The following is a 25,486-nucleotide window of genomic DNA, read 5'->3' as shown; positions in this document are numbered from 1 at the left end:
AAACAACCAAAAACATCGCGTTTTCGTAGCCTTAGCGCAAAACCACTTCATATTTTTGGGGTTTTCATGGGGTTTATGCCAATTTGCGCCCCAACCTCACCATTTACAACTCAGGCTCAAAACCCGATTCGGAACAAAAAAGGCCCCGCACATCACTGCACGGGGCCAATTCTTTACAGAGCGGGCCAAAGCCCTGCCCTATTAGTCGTCGCTGGATTTCAGCGCCGCACCGAGGATATCGCCAAGCGATGCACCCGAGTCGGAGGAACCATACTGTTCCACGGCTTCTTTTTCTTCAGCGATTTCACGCGCCTTGATTGAGACGCCCAGACGGTGTGCTTTTGCGTCGACATTGGTGATGCGCACATCAACTTTGTCGCCAACTGAGAAGCGCTCTGGGCGCTGCTCGGCACGGTCACGGGACAGATCGGAGCGACGGATAAAGGCTTTCATGCCTTCATATTCAACTTCGATGCCGCCTTCTTCGATGGAAGTCACAGCCACAGTCACAACAGAACCGCGCTTCACGCCGCCCACTGCTTCTGCGAATTTGTCACCGCCGACACCTTTGATGGAGAGCGAGATACGCTCTTTCTCAACGTCAACTTCGGAGACAACGGCCTGAACCATATCACCTTTGCGGTAATCTTGGATCGCTTCTTCGCCGCGCTGGTCCCATGAGAGATCAGAGAGGTGAACCATGCCGTCGATGTCGCCGGCAAGACCAACAAACAGACCGAATTCGGTGATGTTTTTGACTTCGCCTTCAACTTCTGTGCCTTCAGGGTGTGTTTCTGCAAACACTTCCCATGGGTTGCGCATGGTCTGTTTCAGACCAAGGGAAACGCGACGCTTGGCGCCATCGATTTCCAGAACCATGACTTCGACTTCTTGTGAAGTAGACACGATTTTGCCTGGGTGTACGTTTTTCTTTGTCCAAGACATTTCTGAAACGTGAACCAGACCTTCAACACCTGGCTCCAGCTCAACAAAGGCGCCGTAATCGGTGATGTTGGTCACGCGGCCAGTGTGTGAGGATTCCAGTGGGTATTTCGCAGCAACAACATCCCATGGATCTTCTTGCAATTGCTTCATACCGAGGGAGATACGGTGTGTCTCTTTGTTGATCTTGATGACTTGAACCTTGATGGTCTCGCCAATTGTCAGGATCTCGGACGGGTGGTTTACACGACGCCATGCCATGTCTGTTACGTGCAACAAGCCGTCTACGCCGCCAAGGTCAACAAATGCACCGTATTCGGTGATGTTCTTGACCACGCCGTCAACTTCTTGGCCTTCGGTAAGGTTACCGATGACTTCGGCACGCTGTTCTGCACGTGATTCTTCGAGGATCGCACGGCGCGATACAACGATGTTACCACGGCGACGGTCCATTTTCAGAACCTGGAACGGCTGCTTGAGACCCATCAATGGGCCAGCATCGCGCACGGGGCGTACATCAACCTGAGAGCCCGGCAAGAACGCAACAGCGCCGCCCAGATCAACAGTAAAGCCGCCTTTAACACGACCAAAGATCGCACCTTCAACGCGCTCTTCAGCAGCGTAGGCTTTCTCCAGACGGTCCCAAGCTTCCTCACGGCGCGCCATCTCACGAGAGATAACAGCTTCGCCTTTGGAGTTCTCTACTTGACGCAGGAACACTTCGACTTCGTCGCCGACTTCAACTTTGGGAGCTTCGCCTGGTTCGGCAAATTCTTTAAGCTCGACGCGGCCTTCCATCTTGTAGCCTACGTCGATAATGGCTTGGCCCGCTTCGATCGCGATAACCTTACCTTTGACAACAGAACCCTCATCGGGCGTGTCCATTTCGAAGCTTTCGTTCAAGAGTGCTTCAAACTCGTCCATCATATTCGCCATGTAGCGTATCGTATCCTTTGATATGTTGTATCTGGCCGTGCGGTTGTCTCCGCCGGTCTTGAATGAAAATTGGACCTCGGGAGGAAAAAACCGACCACGATACACAAAGAGGGCCGGATATGTCCGACCCTGCCTGATTTATCGTGCCCGGTGCGTGTATCCGCCCCTTAGACAACCGCGCATATAAAGGAGTGTGAGCGAGGTGGCAAGGGCTGAGCCATGTGTTGATCAGCAAACAGTGGATGCCATCACGCCCAGCCCGTCACTTACGCAAGGCCAGACGAATGTCATCAATAGCGCCAATTTGCTTGGAGGATAGCTCCCCCTCAACAAGTTCCGCCAGAACTTCTTGTAAAACGGTCCAAGACTTATCGCCCTCTAGTTTATACAGCCGTCGGGCAACCCGCGGAATCGCTTGTGCGGGCCCTTTGCATTGATCAATCAGCCATCTGCTCAGCACCAGAATTTCCTGCGCTTCGTCACTTGAGCAATACAATTTTGACTTCAGCATCGCATTCAGGTGTTCACGTTGGTCTTTGGTCGGCAGATCATCCAGCTCAATAAAGGCTTGCGCCATGACGCCGATAGCAATGCGGGAATCGTCTATTCCTTCAACCGGATGTTCATTGGTTTGCCGCCTGAATGCCAAACGTCTGGGGGCGTTTTTGATCGTTGTCACAGCATCTTGCGCTGCGTTAATCGCGTCACGCGGATTATTGCGCGCCCAAAACCAGAGCGCGCCGCCAAGGGCAGACAGAATGAGAATAATAAATGGCATAACGACCGATCCCGCTTAAGCAATACAAGCTCTGATCGTAATCCTTTTTATTCACCAAAGAAAACACTGTTTTCTAGTTCTACAGATTGAAAAAACTCGGGCCCTTCAAAGCACGCGACGGACTTCCCTGCCCCCCCCCGCAAAAGGGCAAAGCAATTTCGCGCAATCGACAAGGTCAGAGCTTAACTTACCCAAATGCGGCGAAGCGCGTATTAGCCGTTTCTCAACGACTGTTATGCCCTATGGCCGCAATCAGTCGCGCTTGGCTTGCACAGCGGTAATCGCCTCGGCAACGGCCTGTTCAATCGACAACTCGGAGGTATCGATTAAAATGGCGTCCTGCGCTGGCCGCATGGGCGCTTCGACGCGGTCGGCATCGCGTGCGTCACGTGCCTGTACATCTGCCAAAACCTGCTCAAACGTATCTGCATGGCCTTTGCCTGACAGCTCTGCAAAACGCCGCTGCGCACGGACCTCGGCGCTGGCCGTGACAAACAGCTTTACGGCCGCTTCGGGGCATATCACCGTTCCGATATCACGCCCGTCCAAGACTGCACCGCCCAGACGTGCAGCAAAGCTGCGTTGGAAGTCCAGCAAGGCAGCACGGACATCCGCAATCACAGCAACCTTGCTGGCCGCTTGTGCCACTTCGGATGTGCGCAGGCTGTCGTCTTCCAGATCTTCTACGATAAGCGTTTGCGCCGCCTCAGTAGCGTCCTTACCCGCCAAGACCTTGGCGCCAACCGCACGATAGAGCAGCCCTGTATCTAGATGCGCAAAGCCGAAATGCGCCGCTACGGCCTTGGAGATTGTGCCCTTGCCTGCTGCGGCTGGCCCATCAATTGCAACTGTAAATCCATTTTGCATAATCACCCTTTCAAATTAGTTTTTTCGCGGGTCACATTGGCACCCAATGTCGTCATCAACGGTTCAAATATCGGGAAAGACGTGGAAATTGGGCCGCCATCATCCACTCTAACGGGAGCATTGGCAGCCATACCAAGGATCAAAAAAGACATGGCAATCCGGTGATCAAGGTGGCTGGCGCAAGTGGCACCGCCTGTGACATTACCGTGGCCTGCCCCCGTAACAATCCACCAGTCTTCGCCATCTTCAACGGTGATGCCATTGGCCCGCAGCCCCGTCGCCATCGCGTCAATCCGGTCACTCTCCTTGACGCGCAATTCACGCACACCGCGCATCACAGTCTGACCTTGCGCGTAAGAAGCCACAACACTTAAGATCGGATATTCATCGATCATACTGGCGGCGCGCGCCGGTGGCACCTCGATCCCATGCATGTCCGGTGAGAATTTAGCGCGCAAATCGGCAACAGGCTCGCCACCCTCGATGCGCTCGTTCTCATAGGTCAGATCAGCGCCCATTTCACGCAGGGTGGTAAACAGGCCAGCGCGTGTGGGGTTCAACCCGATCCCCGGCACCAAGACATCCGAACCCGGTACAATCAATGCCGCACAGACAGGAAATGCAGCCGAGGAAGGATCACGCGGCACTTCGATGTGCTGCGCCTTCAGCTCGGGCTGACCCGTCAGGGTAATCTCACGGGCCTCATCGGTTTCACGCACGGTTATTTCCGCGCCAAAGCCTTCCAGCATCCGCTCTGTGTGGTCGCGTGTGGCTTCTTTTTCAATCACGACCGTCTGACCGGGGGCATTCAGCCCTGCCAGCAGGACAGCGGACTTTACCTGTGCGGACGGCACAGGCACCACATAACGCGCAGGCACAGGCTCACGTGCGCCAACCAGCGTCATCGGCAAACGCCCGCCCGTACGGCCCACTGTCTGGCAGCCAAATAGCGCTAGCGGGTCTGTGACACGTGCCATGGGACGGCTGTTCAAACTTGCATCACCTGAAAAGGTTGCCGTGATCGGTTGGGTCGCCATAGCGCCCATGATCAGGCGCACACCTGTGCCAGAGTTCCCGCAATCAATGACGCCTGAGGGTTCTGCAAAGCCCCCCACACCAACACCGCGCACCGACCAGTTGCCGCCGCCAAGGTCTGTCACCTCTGCGCCAAAAGCCCGCATCGCTGCGGCGGTGTCCAGCACGTCTTGGCCCTCAAGAAGGCCAGTGATCGTTGTTTCACCTATGCACATTGCGCCAAAAATCAGTGAGCGGTGAGAAATGGATTTATCACCCGGCACATTTGCCGTGCCTTTCAACGGCCCGCAGGCAGTTGACGTCATTGGAATAGGATCACCGTGGCCCGACATAAAAGCGCCCTCATTTTGCATTCTGAACTGTTCTAACCTGCAAGCCCTAGCTGGTCCATGGGATGCAGGCGCTTTTGGCAGCAGCCCGTACCGCTTCAGATCCGCCGGAACGTCAAGTAATGCGGCACACGGCCTTCGCGCAGTGCTTTTTGTTCATAGCGGGTGGAAATCCAGTCATCCCACGGCTTGCGCCAATCCTCGGGGCGCTCTGCCAACCATTCGAACCCGTAACGCGGCACTTCTTCCAACGTTTGACGCACATAGTCTTCGATGTCCGTCGCAACGCGGAAAATGGCTCCGGGTTTTAGCACGCCGTGAAGCGGGACCAGATGCTCTTCGGTCACGAAACGGCGGCGGTGATGGCGGGTCTTGGGCCATGGATCAGGGTAAAGTAGAAATGCCTTTGAGATGCTTTCGGCCGGCAGCACGTCGAACATATCCCGTACATCACCGGGGTGAACTTTGACGTTCTCGACACCCGCACGGCGGATTTTACCCAGCAGCATCGCCACACCGTTGATATAGGGTTCACAGCCAATGATCCCCACATCAGGGTTTGTGGCCGCCTGATGCACCATATGTTCACCGCCACCAAAGCCGACCTCAAGCCACGCTGGTTTTCCACCGAACATTGCATCGGGGTCTAACATCGTGCGTGAGGGGTTCGCCTCCCAATCCACCGGGCCGGGTGACAATGCGCTCAGGTCTTCGTCAAGATAATCCTTTTGGGATTGCTTGAGATTGTGGCCCTTGAGGCGGCCATAAAAGTTGCGGCGGGGTCTGGTTGGCATGCTCATAAATGCGGATGTAGCGGGGATAATGCGGCGCTGCAATGCCCTGTCAGTGACCAATTGTTAAGTCTTTTCCATATAGATTTGCTCTAGGCACCCACATGGCAGGAGCGACAGATGGTCCAACAGGCGAAAATATCTACACCAGAAGGCCAGCAGCCCACCTTGGCAGCAATGCACGCCAAGGTCCTGATTGTAGATTCCCAGCCGTCTAATCGCCTGCACGTGAAAGGGTTGCTTCGCAAGCTTGGTGTCGCCAACGCGATCACTGAAGTAGACAATATTAAAACCATGCGCCAAAAAATCGCGCATGAAAAATTTGATTGTATTTTCGTAGCGAACAATCTGCCCGACGGCACGGGTTTGGCCGCAAATATGCTCATCCGTACCAACCGTACAAATCAAAACGCGTCAACGATCATGATTGCTGAATGCAACCAGCCTGATACAACGATTCAGGCTTTTGGATCAGGTTTCGGCGCCTTCATCACAATAGAGGCGATGTCGCTGGAAACCCTCCTCCAAGCGATCGAGAGCGCCTACTCCAAGGCGAAACAATTTGGAGGTGTCGCACGCCATGAAGACTATAGAAATGCGGCCTCTGAGCCGACTGACAACCGTTCCAGCGGATACGTGCAAGACATCAAGCCCATCGTAGGCCAAATGATGCGCGAGATTCGTGAAATGCAGATTCTGCACGACATGGATCAATTGCCTCACCCAAATGCGCTTGAGCGTATTGAAACCATCGGAGTGACATTGCGCCGTCTATGGGTGTTTTTGGATTTCTTGGACCACGAAGGCAAACCTAAAGAATCAGCCAGACCAACGATACCACCAGCACGCGGCCTGCGCCCCTCGCTGACTGCCAGCATCAACGCACGTGTGCCGTCGAAGCTCCCCGCCTCCAAAAACGCCAAACCACCCCAGACGAAATCCGTCAAACCACCCGTGATTTTCCGACGGCGGCCCGACTAAAGCGTTTCGAGTTCAATTGATTTCCACGGGCATCACCTAACGCGTTGAAATCTATTGTTTCAGCCAACGTTAGGTGATTCAAATTTAACGCGAAACGCGATAGATCACGCCCTCGGCATTAAAGAGCTGACTTGAGCGCCTCTGCGATATCCGTGCGTTCCCAGCTAAACCCGCCATCCGCATCTGGTGCGCGACCAAAGTGACCATAGGCCGCAGTACGCTGGTAGATCGGCTTGTTCAGTTGCAAATGGGTGCGAATACCGCGTGGTGTCAGGTCCATGACCTGCCCAATTGCGCGTTCGATCGCTTCTGCATCCACTTCACCAGTGCCAAATGTATCGCAATAGATCGACAAGGGTTTGCTAACGCCGATGGCATAGCTCAGCTGAATTGTGCACTTTGACGCAAGCCCAGCCGCAACAACATTTTTCGCCAGATACCGCGCGGCATAGGCCGCAGAACGGTCAACTTTTGTCGGGTCTTTACCCGAGAAAGCACCGCCGCCATGCGGGGCCGCACCACCATAGGTATCCACAATGATTTTGCGCCCTGTCAGGCCCGCATCACCATCTGGTCCGCCAATCACAAATGTACCCGTCGGGTTCACCCACCAATCAGTTGCATCCGTGATCCAGCCATCGGGCAGAACTTCGCGAATATACGGTTCTACGATGTCGCGAATGTCTGCGCTGGTTTGAGATGCATCTGCATGCTGAGTGCTCAACACAATCGAAGTCACACCCACAGGTTTTCCATCTTCATAGCGCACCGAAAGCTGGGACTTTGCGTCAGGGCGTAATGTCGGCTCGGAACCGTCTTTGCGCACCTCCGCAAGACGGCGCAAAATGGCATGTGCATAGTGCAGAGGCGCGGGCATCAATACATCCGTTTCATCGGTTGCATAGCCAAACATGATGCCCTGATCGCCAGCGCCCTCATCCTTATTCGCAGCAGCATCGACACCCTGCGCGATATGCGCCGACTGCTCGTGCAGCAGGTTCGTGACTTCTACAGTCTCGTGGTGGAACTTGTCCTGCTCGTATCCGATATCTTTGATACAGGCGCGTGCAATACCCTCAATCTTGCCCATGTAATCGCGTAGCTTGGCGCTATCCGATAGGCCGACCTCTCCACCAATCACAACGCGGTTGGTCGTGGCAAAAGTCTCGGCGGCAACGCGTGCTTCGGGCTCTTCTGCCAGAAATGCGTCGAGTACTGCATCGCTGATCCGATCACAGACCTTATCGGGGTGGCCCTCAGAAACGGATTCCGAAGTGAAAATATATGATTTGCGGGACATGAAAGTGCTCCAATGAATTAAAGCACCACGTCAGGAAGCCGTTGTGGTGCAACCCAAACCGATTAGGCTTCCCTGCGTTGCAGGTCAATCACTATTCCCGTATTTCGCGGGTTACCCCAAAATTACGCAATGCCAAAGCGCCTAAAAGCAAAACCAACAACACAACAGCCGGTACATCCCCCGTGCGACTATACAACGTTGGCGCCAGCGGAAGTGGCAGTGCAGCATCAAGATAACCTGCCTGCCCCATTCCGATACGATCCAGCACGCGGCCATATGGGTCGATCATGGCAGAGATGCCTGTGTTCGCAGCACGGGCAACAGGCAAGCCCTGCTCAATCGCACGCATCCGCGCCTGTGCCAGATGCTGTTGCGGCCCGGCAAAGGGACCAAACCACGCATCATTAGTGGCGTGAATGATAAAATCAGGCCGCGTCGGCGCCGCATTTACGTCATCGGGAAAAACGGCTTCGTAACAGATCAGCGGCAAAGCACGGCCAACGGGTCCCAAGTCCATCAACTGCGCCCCCGGTCCTGCAGTAAATCCTGCACCGTTTTGTGATGCCATGCCATAAATCCCGAAACGGGCAGCCAGATCGCCCAAAGGCATGTATTCTCCGAAAGGCACCAAGTGATGTTTATCATAGGTTTGAAGCACTTGGCCTTGTGACCCCAGTAACGCCAGCGCGTTAAAATAGCGCAGTCCGTCACGGCGCTGCGCCCCCAAAACAACGGGCACGCCCCCCGCAGCGGCGCTGATTTCTTCCAGCACAACACCGCTGTCGTTCAGGTTCCATGGAATAGCCGTTTCCGGCCAGATGACAGCATCAGGTTCTTTTTTTGTCTCAGGGCGGGCCGCGGTAAAGGCCAGTTGGCGCTCATAGAACACCCTGATCATATCGGGGTTCCACTTGTCCTTTTGGGCCGCATTCGGCTGCACCAGGCGCAGCACAGTATCGGACAACGGAGCCTTACCATTCATTGGAGGAATGAACATAAGCAGGACAACAGGCACTAGCGCCGCAATCCGCATCCCCCACCCGCGCCCACTGAGGCCAGCAAGCCCAACCACCACAGCAAAAATCAGCAGGTTGAGGCCATGCGGACCGATCAACGCAAGAGACTGGCCGGGCAAGACATTAACCATCGCTTGCGCAGGACTGGCCCATGGAAACCCCGTAAGGATGTAGGCGCGCAATACTTCCACGCCAGCCCAACACGGCACAAGCGCCCAGCCCCCCGAAGACAGGCGGCGCGCCGCCCAAAAGCCAATGCTCCAGAATACCGCGCCCCCTGCCGCCATAAACATCACAGCAAAAGGGGCCATCCAACCATAGGTCGCGGCATCTACTAAAAAAGGCGAAACAATCCAGTGGAGGGCCACAGCAAAATAGCCAAACCCGAAGGCAAAGCCGCAAGCCGCTGCGGTACGCGAGGTTGAGGCGGTCGCATTGAAAACAACCACCGCTGCCGCCATCGCAACGATCATCACCAACGGCAAATCAAAGGGCGCTTGCCCCATCGCAGCCAATGCCCCCAACACGAGGAGTATCAACCATCGTTTGCGAGCCGACATCATTGCGCTGGCGTTGCGTTCATTCGCACGCGCAAACGTTTGATCCGACGCGGATCGGCATCCATCACTTCGAATTCGGGGCCATTGGGATGCACCACCACCTCGCCGCGCGCGGGCACGCGACCAGAAAGCATCACCACCAAACCGCCGAGCGTGTCAATTTCTTCTTCATCCACATCGTCATGATCCGTAAGTGAAAAACCCACCTCGTTTTCGAAATCCGCAAGGGGTGTTTTAGCCAGTGCCAGATATTGGCCCGGCTTTTCCTCGGAGAAATAGTCGCCTTCTTCAACGTCATGTTCATCCTCGATCTGACCGATCACCTGTTCGATCAAATCTTCGATGGTCACAAGCCCATCCACGCCACCGTATTCGTCAATGACCAGCGCCATATGTCGCCGCTCCGCTTGCATTTTGGTCAGCAAAACACCGATTGTCATGGAGGGCGGCACAAAAACCAGCGGGCGTATCACTGCCGAAAGGTCAAAATCCTTTGCGGTTCCGTTAAAGCCGAATTTCAGCGCCAAATCTTTAAGGTGCGCCAACCCGACAGGTGTATCCAATGTGCCATCATAGACTGGCAACCGCGTCATGCCGCTGTCTTTGAAGACATCCACCAGTTCGTCCATCGTGGAGGTCACAGAAACCGCTACAATATCCGCCTTGGGGATCATCACATCATCCACGCGCATGCGGCGCAAGTTACCCATGCCTGTGGTTCCGTGTTCGCCATTACTTGTGGCGATCGAAGTGTCATCAACATTTTCAGAAGGGCTAAGCGCACCGATGACGCGGCTGAAAAAGCCACTCTTGCCGGTTTCTTGCGTGTTATCGTCTTCGGAAGCGAAAAAATCCTGCGCGCTCTGCGCAGCGTTAGATGGTCCGTCAGTGTCGCCCATTGGGTCCTGTCTCTAGAAGCGGCGGCCTAATGGACGCCTGTTGGTATAATATCAACGCTATATGGGTCATCCAGCCCGAGATTACCAAGAATTTCAACCTCCAACCCCTCCATAAGCGCTGCATCGCCGTCAGTTTCATGATCATAGCCGAGTAAATGTAACACTCCGTGCACAATCAGATGCGTCAGATGGTCACTGAAGGGTTTGCCTGATTCGGCAGCCTCACGTGCACACGTCTCATAGCTGAGGGCGATGTCGCCCAATTCAAACATGTCATCAAACCCGCGTTCAACTGCTGGTGGTGCTTGCCCCTCAGACGGGGGCGCAACGGGCTGCGCTGGCCAACTGAGCACATTTGTGGCCGTTGGTTTGCCGCGGAATTCTGCGTTTAACTCAGCAATACGTGCATCATCGCAGGCAAGAAGCGTGATCTCGCAGGCGTCAGCCTCAAGCGCCATATGGCGCAAGGTAGCAATCACTGCCCCTTGCGCCAGCGGAGTAAACTCGTCCGTGCTCCAAGCACCGGCCTCAAAAACGATATCAAGCGCGTCCATGCTGCCTATACATCTCGGTTGAGCGCACGCTCGGCTTCGGCTTCGTAGGCTTCGATGATCGCGGCCACCAGCGGGTGACGCACCACGTCTTTTGAGGTAAAGTAGTTAAAGCCAATCTTGGGGATCGTTTTTAACAACCGCTCCGCATCGGCAAGTCCCGATGCCTGCCCGCGTGGCAAATCGATCTGGGTACGGTCACCTGTGATCACCATGCGTGATCCTTTGCCCAGACGGGTCAGGAACATCTTCATTTGCATGGTGGTCGCATTTTGCGCCTCATCCAACACCACAAAAGCGTTAGACAATGTGCGCCCCCGCATAAAGGCCAGTGGCGCGATCTCGATCGTTTTTTCTTCGCGCAGCTTAGCCAACTGTTTCCCCGGCAAAAAATCATTCAGCGCATCATAAAGCGGCTGCATGTAGGGATCGATTTTTTCGTCCTGCGTACCGGGTAAAAAACCCAACCGCTCGCCCGCCTCAACGGCGGGGCGGCTGAGGATGATTTTATCAACTTTGCCAGAGAGAAACATCGACACGCCAACAGCCACAGCCAGATAGGTCTTGCCCGTCCCCGCAGGCCCGATGCCAAAAGCCAGTTCATTTTCAAACAACGATTGCACATAGGCTTTTTGCGCTTCGGTGCGCGGCTCTACCCGCTTTTTGCGGGTCTGGATTTCTATGCCGCCGCTGATCGGCATCTCAATCTGATCACCTGCACGCACACCTGTGCCCTCAGCAGATGATCCCATGCGCAGAACCATATCTACATCCGCGGGCTCAACCCCGCGCCCGCCTTCCAAACGCGCGTAAAGCGATTGCAAAACTTGTGCCGCAGTTTCAGTGCTCTGCGGCTCGCCCAGCAATGTTAGAAAATTGCCACGGCGCACAATTTGCACTTCCAACGCTTTTTCAATTGCCGCCAGATGTTGATCAAACGGGCCACATAGGTCGATTAACAGCCGATTATCGGAGAACTCAAGCACAGGTCCCGGCGGACCGGTTTCAGGCGTTGGCAGATCTGATGAGGGCAAAGTTAAATCCTTTCAGGCGATAGAGATTCCGAGATAGGGAGCAGCGAGCCGGATTGCCATAGGCAAGACGTAAAAAGGGCCGCGATGCAAAACACCACGGCCCCTTTAGACAGTTTTTTGGTTTACCCAAAATTAGTTTGGATCCTTGAATACGCTACCGCGCTTAAAGTCACCAACGGTTCTGGTTGGCTCTGCGACACCAGAACAAACCGGCTTGCCGAATTTATCCAGACGCGCCGAGAGATATCCCTCAAGACCATCATCAATGATCCAGTGGTCACAGCCGTTGGGGTCAACCCAGATACCCGCCTGAAGCTGGCTCAGGTGTTTGCGGTCAAAACCACGGTCAACGCTTTTGTCAGGGTTATAGCCGCCCGAACAAGCAGCCAGAACCAGCGGGAGGGCGACAAGCGTAGAGATTTTAAGAATTTTCATGTGCTTGCTTCCTTAACGAATACAGATGATTTCGACACGGCGGTTCTTTGCCATGCCTGCGGATGTGGCATTGGATGCTGCGGGCATACGTTCGCCATAGCCACGAACATCAGCAATGCGGACACCCGTTGATTGGGCGATCTTTGCAACTGAATTTGCGCGATTTTGCGACAGGCGCATGTTGTACTCATCGGAGGCACGACTGTCTGTGTGTCCCGTGATGATATAGCTTACTGCGCCAGTTTTGGAGAAGAAGTCACGAAGACGCGCCTTGCCGCCCTGAGAAATCCGCGCACTGTCCGTCGCAAAGAACTGATCGCTTTGCAGAACGCCGCAGACGTTACCACGACGGCAAACAGGGATACCTTGACGGTTTGTGTGCGGGGTCATGTAACCCTCGGCACCGTCATCCATCACCCAGTGTTCGCACCCATCGGGATCGACCCAGATCGTTGGAATATATTGACCGCGATCGCGGCCTCCTTGGCTCGATGATTGTGCTTGTACTGCAGCGCCCTGAAGCGCCAGAGCAGCAACCAACGCCGCGCCTGCGGCTACGCGCAGTGTTTTGAAAAGTGTGTTTGCCACAGCTTCTCTCCTTATGTTGTTCCCCCGAAGGAAATTCAATATGCGGCAGCGCACCCAAAATATCCTTCACATCCTCACAGGTTAGGCAAAACTATCCGCCGAGGAAAGGACTATATGGCATATGTGGTGGCCTAAGTGATCAAAATGTCTATTTGATGTGGCCCCAGCGCATCTTTTCTAGACCCATCGCCTGAATCAGCCCGAAACAACGCTCATCGCGACTGGTCACTACGCCCTATAGCTCGCGGGCAGTCAAAGAGTTGGTCATCGCACGGGTGATGCGAACAGGCACCACATCGCCAATCTGTGCGGTTGAATTGTCGATATGTACAGAATGCAGGTATTCCGACTTGCCCAACATCTGCCCCGCGTTGCGCCCCGCCTTCTCCACCAGCACAGACAGGTCGCGGCCTACCATGCTTTCTTGGATCGCGCGCTGCTGGCGGGTGATCAAAGCCTGCAAACGCTGCAAACGCTCGTCAGCTTCGGCAGGGTCAACTTGTGCCCGTGAGGCAGCAGGCGTTCCAGGACGGGTCGAATATTTGAAGCTATAGGCGTAGCCGTAATTCACCTGCTCGACCAAATCCATTGTGGCCTGAAAATCGGCTTCGGTTTCTTCTGGGAACCCGACAATAAAATCCCCAGACATCATAATGTCGGGACGCACTTCACGGATACGCTCGATCAGGCGCAGATAGCTTTCGGCCGTGTGACTGCGGTTCATCCGCTTGAGAATGCGGTCAGAGCCGGACTGTACGGGTAAATGCAGATAAGGCATCAACTTGGGGGTGTCCGCATGGGCGGCGATCAGATCATCATCCATGTCATTGGGGTGACTGGTCGTATAGCGGATACGCTCTAGCCCGTCGATCTTGCCCAAGGCACGGATCAACTGCGCCAGCGTCATATCACCGTGATAAGCATTAACGTTCTGCCCCAGCAAGGTGACTTCGCGCACACCGCGCTCCACCAATTCTTGCGCTTCGCGCAGCACCCGTTCGGCAGGGCGTGAAACCTCGGCACCGCGTGTATAAGGCACCACACAAAAAGCACAAAACTTGTCGCAGCCCTCTTGCACCGTCAAAAACGCAGCCGGCGCACGGCGTGCCCCTGTGCGGCCTTTAAGGTGGGCAAATTTGTCTTCTTCAGGGAAATCCGTATCCAGTGCGGTCTTTCCCTCACGCAAACGCGCCTCCATCTGGGGCAAACGGTGATAAGATTGCGGCCCCACAACCAGATCAACAGCAGGCTGGCGACGCATGATTTCCGCACCTTCTGCCTGCGCGACACATCCCGCCACGCCGATTTTTAAATCTGGCTTTAAATCCTTCAGAGGCTTCAAGCGGCCCAATTCGGAATACACTTTTTCTGCAGCTTTTTCACGGATGTGGCAGGTATTGAGCAAGATCATATCCGCATCTTCGGCAGTGTCAGTCTGCACATAGCCCTCAAGACTTTCGGCCATACGCTCACTGTCATAAACGTTCATCTGACAGCCGTAGGTCTTGATAAAGAGCTTTTTCGGAGTGTCTGTTTTTGTATCGGACATGAGGTTCGCCTGCGGATGAACGTGTGAATTGAGATGCAACGCGGCCTATCAGTGTGTGCAGCATCTTGCAATGCACGCCAATTTAACCGATTCTATTGCAGAACCCAATGATGCTCGACCGGATATTCAACAATCACATGCAGTACACCTCACTTGACCAATTCATCAAATCCCAGCGCACGGCCCTTACAAAAGGACCCATTGCAATTGTGCTGGTCGAAGATGATGTGGAAGTAGACACAACCCTGCGGCATCATTTGCAAATGGGTTTCACACATGTGCTTGCGCTCATGCCCACAATGTTCAGCCTGCCGCGTGACTTGCAAGAAACGGTTCACCGCATTGATTATGACGCCACCATCGACGGGGCGACGCAAACGGCCATTAACACGATCATAGCGGCCGCCCCCAATCAGTGGATGTTTTACTGCTATAATGCAGAATACCTTTTCTACCCCTTCTGCGAAACCCGTGCGATCACCGAGATGTTGGCCTTTCATACAGAAGAGCGGCGCGATTCCATGCTCACCTATATCATCGACCTTTATGCCGATGATCTGCACACACACCCCCACGCTGTTTCGCTAGAGGACGCCCATCTTGATCGGACGGGCTATTACGCGCTTGCACGGCCAGATGCCGACGACGACGGTAACCCCAAAGACCGGCAACTGGATTTCTATGGCGGATTGCGCTGGCGCTATGAAGAACATGTTCCCGCTGCGCGCCGCAAGATTGACCGCATCGCGATTTTCCGCGCCGCCCCCGGCCTACGCTTGCGCGAGGACCACACCTTTTCGGATGAAGAGTACAACACTTACGCCTGCCCTTGGCACCACAACATCACCGCCACCGTGTGCTCATTCCGGACCGCCAAAGCGCTCAGGTCCAATCCAGGCAGCCGTTTTGAAATCGACACGTTCAAATGGCACAACTCAACCGCGTTCGAGTGGCATTCACGCCAACTGCTTGATCTGGGGTTGATGGAACCCGGCCAGTGGTTTTGATCTGATCAGGCTGTGACCTCAAAGCATTTACAGACCTTGCCCTCTGGCGTGCGGTAGGTCCGGAACCCGATGCTTTCATAGAAGGACAGCGCGCCTGCATTGGCCGCCCCGATCGAGGCATCTATATTCTCTAGTTCCGCTTTCACTGCCGCAGCATGGGTGGCGACAAACAGCGCCTTCCCAACCCCGCGCCGCGCCGCATTTGGCCGCACATGGGTTCCGATAATCCCCCAGCCCGCCGTCACACCATATACATTTCCCTCAGACGCGACCTTCAAAATTTGAAGGCCCAGAATTGTGCCGTCTTCAGCCAGCGCTACAGCGCATTGAATTTTGTCGGCATGATCAATGTAATGACTACGCACATAAGCAGCATCGCTTGGCAACGTTCTCAAACCCTGTTTTTCAAGTTGTTGCAAGAATTCAGAGATTTCACCTGCGTCGCCCAATACCGCCTGTCTGACCTTCACGTTAGCTCCTCCTTACCCCAAATCCTGTACCAGATCAGAGTAGGCGATGCGGATGGCATGGCAACAGGACAAACACAGGCCATTGACAAAATCCTTATATGTAATAATGTAATTACATGAATACTAATGATGACATGGATTCGATCTTTCACGCGCTTGCCCACACAACCAGACGGGCAATGCTGGATCACGTACGCGCCACACCGGGGCTGACCGTTGGCAAGCTGGCCAGCAATTTTGACGTCAGCAGAATCGCCGTGATGAACCATCTGGCCGTGCTGGAAAAAGCAAACCTGATCATCAGCGAAAAGGATGGGCGGTCGCGCAAGCTCTACCTCAACGCGATGCCCATTCAGGACATCCATGAGCGATGGACAGACACATATTCGGCCCATTGGGCCGACCGCGTAAATATTATCAAACACGCAGCCGAAACGGCTGCGCGCAAGTTAACAAGGGATAACGACAATGAGTGAGCCTGTTTTCGCCAAGACCAATATCAACCGCACGTTTATCAAAGCGCCAATTGATCTGGTTTGGTCAACACTGGTCGCGACAGACAAGGCGCTGCCATTTTTCTTTGGCTCCATTTGCCAAACTACGGATGGCCTCAAGGCAGGCGCAAAGTACCGCATGGTACATCCAAACAAGAAGTTGGCGATGGTGGTTGGCGAAGTCATCGCCTTTGATCCGCCACACATCTATTCCCATACATTTCAGATGACCAACATCGACGAGCCACCTTGCAAGGTCACCTACACGCTTGTTGAAAAAGACGATGGCACCGAATTCACGCTCACCATCGAAAACGCCATTGAAGGCGGCAAATTGTTCAAGGAAATGGCATCCGCACAAGGCTTTATCTCGTCCAACCTCAAGGCGTTGTGTGAAACAGGGCGGCCTGCGTTCACCGGACGGATGGTTGCGGTATTGCCCCCAATTTTTGGTCTGTTTGCGAAGAAAAGCCAGAACATCAACAACTGGCCACTTGGTTAACTCGTTCACCCCAACACCCCATGAAAGGGAATTTACATGTCTTCGACAACCTTACCTCTCAACACCCCTATCTGGCTCAAAGCAATCTCAATCCTCGGGATAATCTGGTATGCGTTTGGCCTGCTGCAATTCTGGCTAGCCTATTCGATGGACACAACTGCAGCGGCAAGCGCAGGCACCATCACCACAGCCCATGCCGCCGCGATCGCTGGCACGCCTGCTTTGGTTTGGCTGACCTTTGCAGTGGCCTCTGGTGCCGGGCTGTTGGGGGCGGCTGCTTTGTTCATCGGCTCCGGTCGGGCAAAACTGCTGTTCGCCATCTCAGCCATTTCAGCACTTGTCTATTACATCTGGTTATATGCGATCAGCGGCACCGGAGCAGACCGCCCCAGCGAGGAACTTCCAATCGCAGTGGTCGTAGTCGTTGTCACACTGGGGTTCTTGTTTCTTAACAAGCGCACTCACCCCTGATCATCGTATCAACCAGACCCCGGCCTGTTCACCTTAACACGGCTTTGCGGCATCCTGCTTAATGTGGGGGCCGCCCGAGGGGCCTCACCAGTGATGCCCAGCCGATCCAGCATCAACGATTCCTCGCTACCTGCCGCATACCCAAGAGAGTCGATTGCGGCGGCTTGTGGATTCCCAATGCCGTTTGCGCTTTGCTGCGCTGTCCCGCCGATGGCGGCCAAAGCCAGATCTTGAACGGCTGCCCGCAACTGTGGCTCGGTACGTAAGGCCACAACAAAACAAGCAGTCAGACCAAAGCCAATGGCCCGCCCCAGAAAACGCGCCCTGCGTGCCCGCGCGCGGCGGTTGATCAGCATTTCTTCGCGGTATGTATCTGTAAATGTCATACAAGCCGCCTAACCGCCAAAAACGGCCATATTTTGACACCTGTCACAAAAACCACGTGCAGCTTGCACGCGCAGCCAGTAAACCCCTCCTCATGAATGATCCCCAAACCTTCGAAATATTTCTAGTAACCGTTCCGGGCCTTGAGCAGTTGCTCTGCGATGAAGCGCTTGAGCGCGGCTTTGCTGGTGCTGTGGCTGTGCCGGGTGGCGTGACGTTTCAGGGCGGCTGGCCCGATGTCTGGCGTGCCAATCTGGTGCTGCGCGGGGCCACGCGTGTACTGGCCCGCATCGGCGGCTTCTTGGCGTTCCACCTTGCGCAACTGGACAAACGCAGCCGCAAATTTCCCTTTGGCGAATTGCTGCGTACCGATGTGCCGCTGCGCGTCCATGTCACCACCAAAGCCTCCAAAATCTATCACGCAGGTGCCGCCACACAGCGGATCGAAAAGGCGCTGACAGACACCCACGGCATGACCCTCGATCCCGAGGCGGAACTGATCCTCAAAGTGCGGATCGACGACAACAATGTGTTGTTCAGCCTCGATACCTCTGGCGAAAGCCTGCACAAGCGTGGCCATAAAGAAGCCGTGGGCAAAGCGCCCATGCGCGAAACGCTGGCCTATCTGATGTTGCGACAGGCGGGGTATACAGGCACGGAGCCTGTTGTTGACCCGATGTCCGGCTCAGGCACATTCCCGATTGAAGCTGCCGAAGTGGCCGCAGGCCTATTGCCCGGTCGCACGCGCAGCTTTGCGTTCCAACATCTGGCCAATTATGACGCCGCCGCCTTTGACGCGATGAAATCTGTGCCCACCAAGCAGCCCCCAGCGCAGTTCTACGGATCAGACCGCGACGCAGGTGCCGTGCGCATGGCGCAAGCCAACGCCGAACGCGCAGGCGTGGACGCATTCACCCATTTTGCCAACCACGCAGCAGGCGAGCTGACACCCCCTGACGGGCCTGCGGGCCTTGTCATCGTCAACCCACCCTACGGCGCACGTATTGGCAACAAACAACTTCTCTACCCGCTCTATGGCACATTGGGCAAAACGCTGCTGACCCGCTTTAAAGGCTGGCGCGTGGCCCTTGTGACCTCAGAACCCGCATTGGCCAAAGCAACTGGCCTACCGTGGAAACCCCAAGGCCCCGCCATTGCTCACGGCGGCATGAAAGTCTGGCTCTGGCAGACGCCCCCCCTTAGATAACGCCCCTTTCACCAAACGAAGGAACCGCACCATGACCCATATTAACGTCGCAAACCTGACCCTTGGCAATGACCTGCCCTTCACCCTAATCGGCGGCATGAATGTGCTGGAAAGCCGTGATTTGGCGATGCAAGTGGCCGAAACCTATGTGGAAGTGACCGCCAAACTGGGCATCCCCTATGTGTTCAAAGCCTCGTTTGACAAAGCCAACCGCTCTTCGATCCACAGCTACCGTGGCCCCGGCATGGAAGAAGGGCTGAAGATTTTTCAAGAGATCAAAGAGACATTCAACGTCCCGGTGATCACCGACATCCACACCGAAGCACAATGTGCGCCTGTGGCCGAAGTCTGTGACATCCTTCAGGTGCCTGCCTTCCTTGCACGCCAGACGGATCTGATTGCAGCGGTCGCCGCGACAGGCGCGGTGATCAACGTCAAAAAACCCCAATTCATCAGCCCCCCGCAGATGCAAAACATCGTTGAGAAACTGCGCGAATGTGGCAATGACCAGATCATGCTGTGCGAACGCGGTGCGTGTTTTGGCTATGATAATCTGGTCGTTGATATGCTGGGCATCCGCACCATGCGCGATATCTCAAACGACGCACCGATCATCTTTGACGTGACCCATGCCCTGCAAATGCGTGACCCCGGCGGTGCCGCTTCTGGGGGCCGCCGCGCCCAAGTGGCCGAACTGGGCCGCGCAGGTCTGGGTGTCGGCCTTGCGGGCCTGTTCCTTGAGGCGCACCCAAACCCTGACGAAGCATTATGCGACGGCCCAAGCGCCCTGCCGCTGGACAAGCTGGAGCCGTTTTTGATCCAGATGAAAGCCGTCGATGACGTGGTGAAATCTCTGCCGCCGCTCGATATCGCCTGAAACGGCTTTGGGCGCGGCAACCTGAGTGATGTCACATAAAACGGCTGTTAGCACATTTTCAAGCTAACAGCCGATACATCAGGCTTCCCATATCACAACCGACACATAAGGGCCGCTTGGACGATCAGACAAGAAACTCTGGTTTCCAATGCAATACGACTCTCACCCAAACTATCGCAAAAGCGAACCTCTTGTATTCCTTTCAACTCTATCTAAATATCTAACCTTGGCCAGTGTGTATCTGGCCCCGTCAAACTAGGTAATTAACGATGAAAACAGTTAGCGTTGTAGTTTTGTTCACCAGCATGGTCCTTTTACAGGCATGCTCCTCTCCACAGCAACAAAAGCAAGTTGGATGTGTTGGCGCAACCGTAGCAGGCTCGGTGGCTGGCGCGGTTTTGGGTAAACAGCTGGGCGGTGGGCACGGCAAGGAAATCTTAACCACAGCAGGCGCAGTTGCCGGCGGTATGGCCGGAAACAAAGCGGCAGGCTGCTAAGGCAAAACTAGGATAAAATCTGACATGCGGGGCGAAGGTTCAGCCTTGTGGTCCTCGCATGAACATCAGGGATGTTTGACCTCAACGGTCCCTCCCCCAAAAGCAAACAGGCGCCGTTTTTCAACAGCGCCTGTTCAATATATTAAAAGGGCAAGCGCCTCAGAGGTTTTCGGCCTGTGGCATTCCCAGCACGTGATATCCGCCGTCCACATGGATGATTTCACCCGTGGTACATGCGCCTGCGTCTGACGCCAGATAGACAGCCGTGCCACCTACAGCTTCCAAGGTTGCGTTCGCACGAAGGGGAGCGTTCATGTCAGTGTGCTTATACGTCTTGCGCGCCCCGCCAATCGCAGCCCCTGCCAGTGTTTTCATCGGACCCGGTGAGATGGCATTAACGCGGATGCCTTCTGGCCCCAGATCGTTTGCCAAATAACGCGTGGCGCTTTCAAGCGCGGCCTTGGCAACGCCCATGACGTTATAGTTAGGCACAACTTTGTTGGAGCCTTGATATGTCAGGGTCAGCAGCGTGCCGCCGTTTTCAACCATCATCGGATGCGCACGGCGGGCGACCTCGATAAAGCTATAGGCCGAGATATCCATGGAGTGTTTGAAGTTCGCACGGGAGGTGTTCAAGAAACGGCCTGTCAGCTCGGATTTATCCGAAAACGCAATGGCGTGAACCACGAAATCAATCGTCGGCCAGCGGGCGCCCAGTTGTTCAAAGGCTGTGTCCAACGATGCATCGTCGGTGACATCCACATCAACCATGAAATCCGATCCGACGCTTTCGGCCAGCGGCTTCAGGCGCGTGCCAAAGGCGTCACCCTGATAGGTGAAGGCCAATTCAGCCCCCGCCCCTGCCATCGCTTTGGCGATACCCCATGCGATGGAGCGTTCGTTCGCGACCCCCATAATGAGACCGCGTTTACCACTTAACATGCCAGTCATACTCTTGATCCTAACCTTGGTACTTTGAGAGGATCATAGATCCGTTGGTGCCGCCAAACCCGAAAGAGTTGGTCATGACGGAATCGAGCCCTGCATTATCCACACGTGTGGTGGCGATTTCAGCAGGGTCCAGCCGTTCGTCCAATGTCTGCACATTGATCGACGGGGTGATAAAATCATCTTGCAACATCAGCAGACAGAAGATCGCTTCCAATGCGCCTGCGGCCCCTTGTGCGTGGCCCGTCATAGATTTGGTTGAGCTGACCGGTGGGGTGCTGCCTTGGCCAAAGACACGGCGCACCGCTTCAATCTCGCCAACATCGCCCACAGGCGTAGAGGTGCCATGCGCATTGATATAGCTGACCTTGCGGCCCTCTGGCAGCGTGGACAGGGCCAGACGCATTGCACGCTCGCCGCCTTCACCGCTGGGGGCGACCATGTCGTGACCATCCGATGTGGCGGCGTACCCTGTGACTTCGGCATAAATTTTTGCACCACGCGCCAAGGCGTGTTCAAGGTCTTCCAGCACAACCATACCGCCGCCGCCAGAAATCACAAAACCGTCTCGGTCTTGGTCAAACGCGCGGCTCGCCAACTCTGGCGTGTCGTTATATTTGCTGCTCATCGCGCCCATGGCGTCGAACAGACAGGACAGCGTCCAATCCAATTCCTCGCCACCGCCTGCAAACATAACATCCTGTTTGCCCAGCATGATCTGCTCTGCCGCGTTGCCGATACAATGCAACGAAGTCGAGCACGCCGAGGTGATGGAATAGTTGATGCCTTTAATCTTATAGGCAGTCGAGAGGTTCGCGCTCACGGTGGAGGACATGCATTTTGGCACGGCAAATGGGCCGATCCGCTTGGTCGCGCCTGTGTTTTTCACAATATCATGCGCGGTCAACATCGCCGATGTCGACGGACCGCCAGAGCCAGCCACCAGACCCGTGCGCGGGTTGGAGATCATATCTTCGGATAGCCCCGCATCCTCAATCGCTTGGCCCATCGCCAGATAGGCATAGGCCGCGCCCTGCCCCATAAAGCGGAATGTGCGTTTGTCGATATGCTCGGACGGATCGATTTTAAGCGTCCCTGCAATACGGCTGCGAAAGCCGTGCTCAGTCATTTCTTCCGAGGCAACAATACCGCTGGTGCCCGCCTTAAGCGAGGCTTTGACCTCGGAAGCATTGTTTCCGATGGATGAGACGATGCCCAACCCTGTGACGACGACGCGGCGCATATTCTAGCACTCCCTTAACGATTTATCTCTATTTAGGACGTCTACCCACTGTCGCGCAACCTGTTAAGGGCGCATCCACTCTTTGCCGCTGGGACATTAGAGTTCAAACACGGTGCAATCGACAAACGATCAGGTCGGATGAAGACGGAAAAACAAAAAGGGCGGTATCAACATACCGCCCCAACTTCCTGAATTAAATGCTGCTTAGCTCTCGCTCAGAGCAACCTTCATGTCTTTAACTTCATAGATCACTTCGCCATCCGCCTCGACGATACCGTCCGCCACACCCATGGTCAGGCGGCGGGTTTGGATCGCTTTGGTAAAATCAATCTTATAGGTCAGCAGCTTACGATCAGGTCGCACCATGCCTTTCAGCTTCACTTCCCCAACGCCCAGCGCATAGCCGCGCCCCTGCCAGCCGCGCCAGCCAAGGTTGAACCCTGTCAACTGCCACAGGCCATCTAGGCCAAGACATCCGGGCATGATCGGGTTACCGGGGAAGTGACAATCAAAGAACCACAGGTCAGGCGTGATATCGAACTCGGCCAAAATATGGCCTTTGCCGTGCGCCCCGCCATCTGCGGACACTTCGGTGATGCGGTCCATCATCAGCATCGGCGGTGCGGGCAGTTGGGCATTGCCCTCGCCAAACAATTCGCCACGCGCACATTTCAGCAAAGCTTCTTTGTCGAAACTGGTGGGATAAGTTGTCATAATTACACTCCTGCGCGTCTTTGAATTCCCTCACAAGCTAAGGCCCACAAGAGCAGACCGCAAGGGGCGCAAGATGTCCTTTATCGCATAAAAACAGGGGTATTTCCGCATCTTATCGTTGCTGCCGCTATATGTCGCAGGATTTCTAATTGAAAACTGCCCCTATCCCCCCCTATATTGAGGATAATTCGCAAAGAGGCTGATCATGTCTGATACCCAGTTGGAAAACGGAACGAAATGGCTCGCAACTGCAGGGCTGCGCCCGACGCGCCAGCGTGTGACGCTTGCCACACTGCTTGTCGGTGACGGCAATCACCGCCATGTCACAGCCGAAAGCCTGTTTGACGCAGCCAAAGACGGCCCTGACTCGGTTTCGCTTGCGACTGTTTACAATACTCTGCGCGCCTTTTGCGATGCGGGTTTACTGCAAGAAGTTACCGTTGACGGATCACGCAGCTATTTTGACACCAACACCCACGACCACCCCCATTTCTATTGGGAGGATGAGGCGCGGCTTTCTGATGCGCCCTCGGACCAATTGGTGATCGCACAACTGCCCGATGCCCCTGAAGGCGCCGAGATTGCCAGCGTGGATGTGGTGATCCGCCTGCGCAAGAAGTCCTGATGCCCCACGCTCTGCTGAGCCAAGCCGACATCGACACCTACCAGCGCGACGGTGTGGTTATTGTGCGCGGCCTGTTCGCCGATCATGTTGAAGCCCTACGCAAAGGCATTGAACGCAACATGGCAGAGCCCGGGCCATATGCCTCAAACAATGACAAAGCAGGCGAAACAGGCCGCTTTTTCGATGATTACTGCAATTGGGAACGCATTCCCGAATTCGCCGAGGTGATCAAAGCCTCACCCGCCGCCGAGGTCGCCGCCGATTTGATGGGCTCTAACACGGTGCAATTGTTCCACGATCACGTGCTGGTAAAAGAGCCGGGAACATCCATGCCAACGCCGTGGCACCAAGACGGGCCCTATTACTTTGTTGAGGGGCAGCAAACCGTCAGCTTCTGGTCGCCGCTTGACCCTGTGACAGACGCCAGCCTGCGTTGTGTGGCGGGGTCACATAGATGGGAAAAACCTGTGCTGCCCACCCGATGGGTGAAAGGCGACGCATTCTTTGATCCCGCGCCCTATATGGCCGTGCCTGATCCTGATGCCGAGGGCATGGATATTCGCGAGTGGGAAATGCAACCAGGTGATGCGGTGGCCTTTAACTATGGCACGCTCCACGGGGCACGTGGCAACACCGCCAATGCACGCCGACGCGCGTTTTCTTTGCGGTTGCTGGGGGATGATGCGCGTTACACCCAACGCCCCGGCCCGACATCGCCCCCTTATCCGGGCCATGAGATGCAACAAGGCCAGCGCCTGCGCGAAGACTGGTTTCCAACGCTATACACACGCGGTTAATTAAAAAGGCGCGGCCCAAACAAACGGGCCGCGCCTTTTCTTTTGCCTAAAAACAGCTCAGAGCGCCTAAACCACAGGCAAAAACGCTCTGGCTGGATATTTATGCAGCGTCGATTTTTACCAATTCTATATCGAATTGCAGGTCTTTGCCTGCCAGCGGGTGGTTTGCGTCCAGAGTAACGGTCGCTTCGTCTACTTCAACCACAGTCACAGGCATGGCCTGACCATCTGGCGTTTGCATTTGCAGCTGGATACCAACCTCCAGCGGGATATCCGCAGGGATGCCTTCGCGTGGCACAGCCTGACGCATTTCAGGGTTGGCCTGACCATACGCATCATCTGCGCCGATTTTCACGATCTTTTTCTCACCCACGGTCATACCGGGGATGGCAACATCCAAACCGGGGATGATCTGGCCAGAGCCTACTTCGAACTGCAAAGGATCACGACCCTCGGAGCTGTCAAAAGTGCTGCCATCCAGCAAAGTGCCTGTGTAGTGAATATGTACGGTATCGCCTGCCTTAACTTCGGCCATGTGTTGTCTCCAGTATGTCTAGGGGGAATGGGGGTGGAGGCCGCGTATCTGCGCAGGTGCTCCAAAAGATGGGCATCTTCTTTCAAGCCCTGCACCAAACCACAACCCCCTTTTCGCCCTTTTC

Annotated in this window: 29 protein-coding genes and 1 riboswitch; of the genes, 10 read left to right on the top strand and 19 right to left on the bottom strand. The window is 55.1% G+C overall.

Translation table 11 applies throughout. The annotated features are described in order from the left end of the window. Window positions 1-201: 201 nt before the first annotated feature. From rpsA to trmB, 5 genes are all read right to left on the bottom strand, one after another. A complete protein-coding gene (gene rpsA / locus GGR95_RS04915; RefSeq protein ID WP_184563388.1) occupies window positions 202-1,878 on the bottom strand; it encodes a 30S ribosomal protein S1 in 1,677 nt (558 codons plus the stop codon). 262 nt (window positions 1,879-2,140) lie between these two features. After that, complete coding sequence (locus GGR95_RS04910; RefSeq protein ID WP_184563386.1) at window positions 2,141-2,656, bottom strand: hypothetical protein; 516 nt, start codon at window positions 2,654-2,656, stop codon at window positions 2,141-2,143. A 252-nt stretch (window positions 2,657-2,908) separates the two neighbouring features. After that, window positions 2,909-3,523, bottom strand: a complete 615-nt coding sequence (locus GGR95_RS04905) for a (d)CMP kinase (protein ID WP_184563383.1) — start codon at window positions 3,521-3,523, stop codon at window positions 2,909-2,911. 2 nt (window positions 3,524-3,525) lie between these two features. Continuing rightward, window positions 3,526-4,890, bottom strand: a complete 1,365-nt coding sequence (aroA, locus tag GGR95_RS04900) for a 3-phosphoshikimate 1-carboxyvinyltransferase (protein ID WP_184563712.1) — start codon at window positions 4,888-4,890, stop codon at window positions 3,526-3,528. Window positions 4,891-4,985: 95 nt separating this feature from the next. Then, on the bottom strand, window positions 4,986-5,687 hold the full coding sequence (trmB, locus tag GGR95_RS04895; protein ID WP_184563381.1) for a tRNA (guanine(46)-N(7))-methyltransferase TrmB: 702 nt from the start codon (window positions 5,685-5,687) through the stop codon (window positions 4,986-4,988). Between the two features lie 111 nt (window positions 5,688-5,798). Here trmB and GGR95_RS04890 point away from each other — a divergent pair, with 111 nt between their 5' ends. After that, window positions 5,799-6,659, top strand: coding sequence for a response regulator (locus GGR95_RS04890; RefSeq protein WP_184563379.1), 861 nt, complete (start codon window positions 5,799-5,801; stop codon window positions 6,657-6,659). Between the two features lie 118 nt (window positions 6,660-6,777). On the opposite strand, the gene metK is transcribed toward GGR95_RS04890, so the two are convergent. The 8 genes from metK to miaB all read right to left on the bottom strand — a co-directional run bounded on the left by metK (window position 6,778) and on the right by miaB (window position 14,591). Continuing rightward, window positions 6,778-7,959, bottom strand: a complete 1,182-nt coding sequence (metK, locus tag GGR95_RS04885; protein WP_184563377.1) for a methionine adenosyltransferase — start codon at window positions 7,957-7,959, stop codon at window positions 6,778-6,780. Window positions 7,960-7,964: 5 nt separating this feature from the next. Continuing rightward, a riboswitch (SAM-SAH riboswitch) is annotated at window positions 7,965-8,012 on the bottom strand. A 38-nt stretch (window positions 8,013-8,050) separates the two neighbouring features. Beyond that, entirely contained in the window at window positions 8,051-9,535 is a 1,485-nt protein-coding gene (gene lnt / locus GGR95_RS04880) for an apolipoprotein N-acyltransferase (protein ID WP_246423283.1), read from the bottom strand. Then, on the bottom strand, window positions 9,535-10,434 hold the full coding sequence (locus GGR95_RS04875; protein WP_184563373.1) for a hemolysin family protein: 900 nt from the start codon (window positions 10,432-10,434) through the stop codon (window positions 9,535-9,537). The genes lnt and GGR95_RS04875 overlap by 1 nt, the downstream gene beginning before the upstream one ends. A gap of 26 nt (window positions 10,435-10,460) precedes the next feature. Further along, window positions 10,461-10,988, bottom strand: a complete 528-nt coding sequence (gene ybeY / locus GGR95_RS04870) for an rRNA maturation RNase YbeY (RefSeq protein WP_184563371.1) — start codon at window positions 10,986-10,988, stop codon at window positions 10,461-10,463. A gap of 5 nt (window positions 10,989-10,993) precedes the next feature. Further along, a complete protein-coding gene (locus GGR95_RS04865) occupies window positions 10,994-12,019 on the bottom strand; it encodes a PhoH family protein (protein ID WP_184563368.1) in 1,026 nt (341 codons plus the stop codon). Window positions 12,020-12,151: 132 nt separating this feature from the next. Continuing rightward, a complete protein-coding gene (locus GGR95_RS04860) occupies window positions 12,152-12,454 on the bottom strand; it encodes a hypothetical protein (RefSeq protein WP_184563366.1) in 303 nt (100 codons plus the stop codon). A gap of 12 nt (window positions 12,455-12,466) precedes the next feature. Further along, the gene (locus GGR95_RS04855) at window positions 12,467-13,042 is read right to left on the bottom strand and encodes an OmpA family protein (protein ID WP_184563364.1); all 576 of its coding nucleotides are present in this window, start codon (window positions 13,040-13,042) and stop codon (window positions 12,467-12,469) included. A 235-nt stretch (window positions 13,043-13,277) separates the two neighbouring features. Next, window positions 13,278-14,591, bottom strand: a complete 1,314-nt coding sequence (miaB, locus tag GGR95_RS04850) for a tRNA (N6-isopentenyl adenosine(37)-C2)-methylthiotransferase MiaB (RefSeq protein ID WP_184563362.1) — start codon at window positions 14,589-14,591, stop codon at window positions 13,278-13,280. A 137-nt stretch (window positions 14,592-14,728) separates the two neighbouring features. On the opposite strand from miaB, the gene GGR95_RS04845 reads away from it, so the two are divergent. Then, on the top strand, window positions 14,729-15,598 hold the full coding sequence (locus GGR95_RS04845; RefSeq protein ID WP_184563710.1) for a hypothetical protein: 870 nt from the start codon (window positions 14,729-14,731) through the stop codon (window positions 15,596-15,598). A gap of 5 nt (window positions 15,599-15,603) precedes the next feature. Here the strand turns inward: GGR95_RS04845 and GGR95_RS04840 are convergent, their stop codons facing one another. Beyond that, window positions 15,604-16,068: a GNAT family N-acetyltransferase gene (locus GGR95_RS04840; RefSeq protein ID WP_184563360.1), complete on the bottom strand. Its 465-nt coding sequence runs from the start codon at window positions 16,066-16,068 to the stop codon at window positions 15,604-15,606. Window positions 16,069-16,184: 116 nt separating this feature from the next. Here GGR95_RS04840 and GGR95_RS04835 point away from each other — a divergent pair, with 116 nt between their 5' ends. Genes GGR95_RS04835 through GGR95_RS04825 form a run of 3 tightly spaced genes read left to right on the top strand, consistent with a single transcriptional unit; the run spans window position 16,185 to window position 17,535 of the window. Then, entirely contained in the window at window positions 16,185-16,544 is a 360-nt protein-coding gene (locus GGR95_RS04835) for an ArsR/SmtB family transcription factor (protein ID WP_184563358.1), read from the top strand. Next, a complete protein-coding gene (locus tag GGR95_RS04830; protein ID WP_184563356.1) occupies window positions 16,537-17,064 on the top strand; it encodes an SRPBCC domain-containing protein in 528 nt (175 codons plus the stop codon). Before GGR95_RS04835 ends, GGR95_RS04830 begins: the two co-directional genes overlap by 8 nt. A 36-nt stretch (window positions 17,065-17,100) precedes the next feature. Then, window positions 17,101-17,535: a hypothetical protein gene (locus tag GGR95_RS04825; protein WP_184563354.1), complete on the top strand. Its 435-nt coding sequence runs from the start codon at window positions 17,101-17,103 to the stop codon at window positions 17,533-17,535. Window positions 17,536-17,543: 8 nt separating this feature from the next. On the opposite strand, the gene GGR95_RS04820 is transcribed toward GGR95_RS04825, so the two are convergent. Further along, complete coding sequence (locus tag GGR95_RS04820) at window positions 17,544-17,921, bottom strand: hypothetical protein (protein WP_184563352.1); 378 nt, start codon at window positions 17,919-17,921, stop codon at window positions 17,544-17,546. 92 nt (window positions 17,922-18,013) lie between these two features. Here GGR95_RS04820 and GGR95_RS04815 point away from each other — a divergent pair, with 92 nt between their 5' ends. The 3 genes from GGR95_RS04815 to GGR95_RS04805 all read left to right on the top strand — a co-directional run bounded on the left by GGR95_RS04815 (window position 18,014) and on the right by GGR95_RS04805 (window position 20,500). Beyond that, a complete protein-coding gene (locus tag GGR95_RS04815; protein ID WP_184563350.1) occupies window positions 18,014-19,126 on the top strand; it encodes a THUMP domain-containing class I SAM-dependent RNA methyltransferase in 1,113 nt (370 codons plus the stop codon). 31 nt (window positions 19,127-19,157) lie between these two features. Beyond that, window positions 19,158-20,003 (top strand): 3-deoxy-8-phosphooctulonate synthase, encoded by an 846-nt coding sequence (gene kdsA, locus GGR95_RS04810; protein WP_184563348.1) that lies wholly within the window; start codon window positions 19,158-19,160, stop codon window positions 20,001-20,003. 269 nt (window positions 20,004-20,272) lie between these two features. Next, the gene (locus GGR95_RS04805; protein ID WP_184563346.1) at window positions 20,273-20,500 is read left to right on the top strand and encodes a glycine zipper 2TM domain-containing protein; all 228 of its coding nucleotides are present in this window, start codon (window positions 20,273-20,275) and stop codon (window positions 20,498-20,500) included. A gap of 159 nt (window positions 20,501-20,659) precedes the next feature. Here the strand turns inward: GGR95_RS04805 and GGR95_RS04800 are convergent, their stop codons facing one another. The 3 genes from GGR95_RS04800 to fabA all read right to left on the bottom strand — a co-directional run bounded on the left by GGR95_RS04800 (window position 20,660) and on the right by fabA (window position 23,405). Next, window positions 20,660-21,451: an enoyl-ACP reductase FabI gene (locus tag GGR95_RS04800; protein WP_184563344.1), complete on the bottom strand. Its 792-nt coding sequence runs from the start codon at window positions 21,449-21,451 to the stop codon at window positions 20,660-20,662. Window positions 21,452-21,461: 10 nt separating this feature from the next. Next, complete coding sequence (fabB, locus tag GGR95_RS04795; RefSeq protein ID WP_184563342.1) at window positions 21,462-22,691, bottom strand: beta-ketoacyl-ACP synthase I; 1,230 nt, start codon at window positions 22,689-22,691, stop codon at window positions 21,462-21,464. Window positions 22,692-22,895: 204 nt separating this feature from the next. Further along, on the bottom strand, window positions 22,896-23,405 hold the full coding sequence (gene fabA / locus GGR95_RS04790) for a bifunctional 3-hydroxydecanoyl-ACP dehydratase/trans-2-decenoyl-ACP isomerase (RefSeq protein WP_184563340.1): 510 nt from the start codon (window positions 23,403-23,405) through the stop codon (window positions 22,896-22,898). A 205-nt stretch (window positions 23,406-23,610) separates the two neighbouring features. On the opposite strand from fabA, the gene irrA reads away from it, so the two are divergent. Both irrA and GGR95_RS04780 read left to right on the top strand, forming a co-directional pair. Beyond that, a complete protein-coding gene (gene irrA / locus GGR95_RS04785) occupies window positions 23,611-24,030 on the top strand; it encodes an iron response transcriptional regulator IrrA (RefSeq protein WP_184563338.1) in 420 nt (139 codons plus the stop codon). Continuing rightward, a complete protein-coding gene (locus GGR95_RS04780) occupies window positions 24,030-24,827 on the top strand; it encodes a phytanoyl-CoA dioxygenase family protein (RefSeq protein WP_184563335.1) in 798 nt (265 codons plus the stop codon). Before irrA ends, GGR95_RS04780 begins: the two co-directional genes overlap by 1 nt. Before the next feature lie 100 nt (window positions 24,828-24,927). On the opposite strand, the gene GGR95_RS04775 is transcribed toward GGR95_RS04780, so the two are convergent. Further along, window positions 24,928-25,362, bottom strand: coding sequence for an FKBP-type peptidyl-prolyl cis-trans isomerase (locus GGR95_RS04775; protein WP_184563333.1), 435 nt, complete (start codon window positions 25,360-25,362; stop codon window positions 24,928-24,930). Between the last annotated feature and the right edge of the window lie 124 nt (window positions 25,363-25,486).

This window comes from Sulfitobacter undariae, from assembly GCF_014196805.1.
Taxonomy (GTDB): domain Bacteria; phylum Pseudomonadota; class Alphaproteobacteria; order Rhodobacterales; family Rhodobacteraceae; genus Sulfitobacter; species Sulfitobacter undariae.
This window is presented reverse-complemented; position numbering and strand designations above follow the sequence as displayed.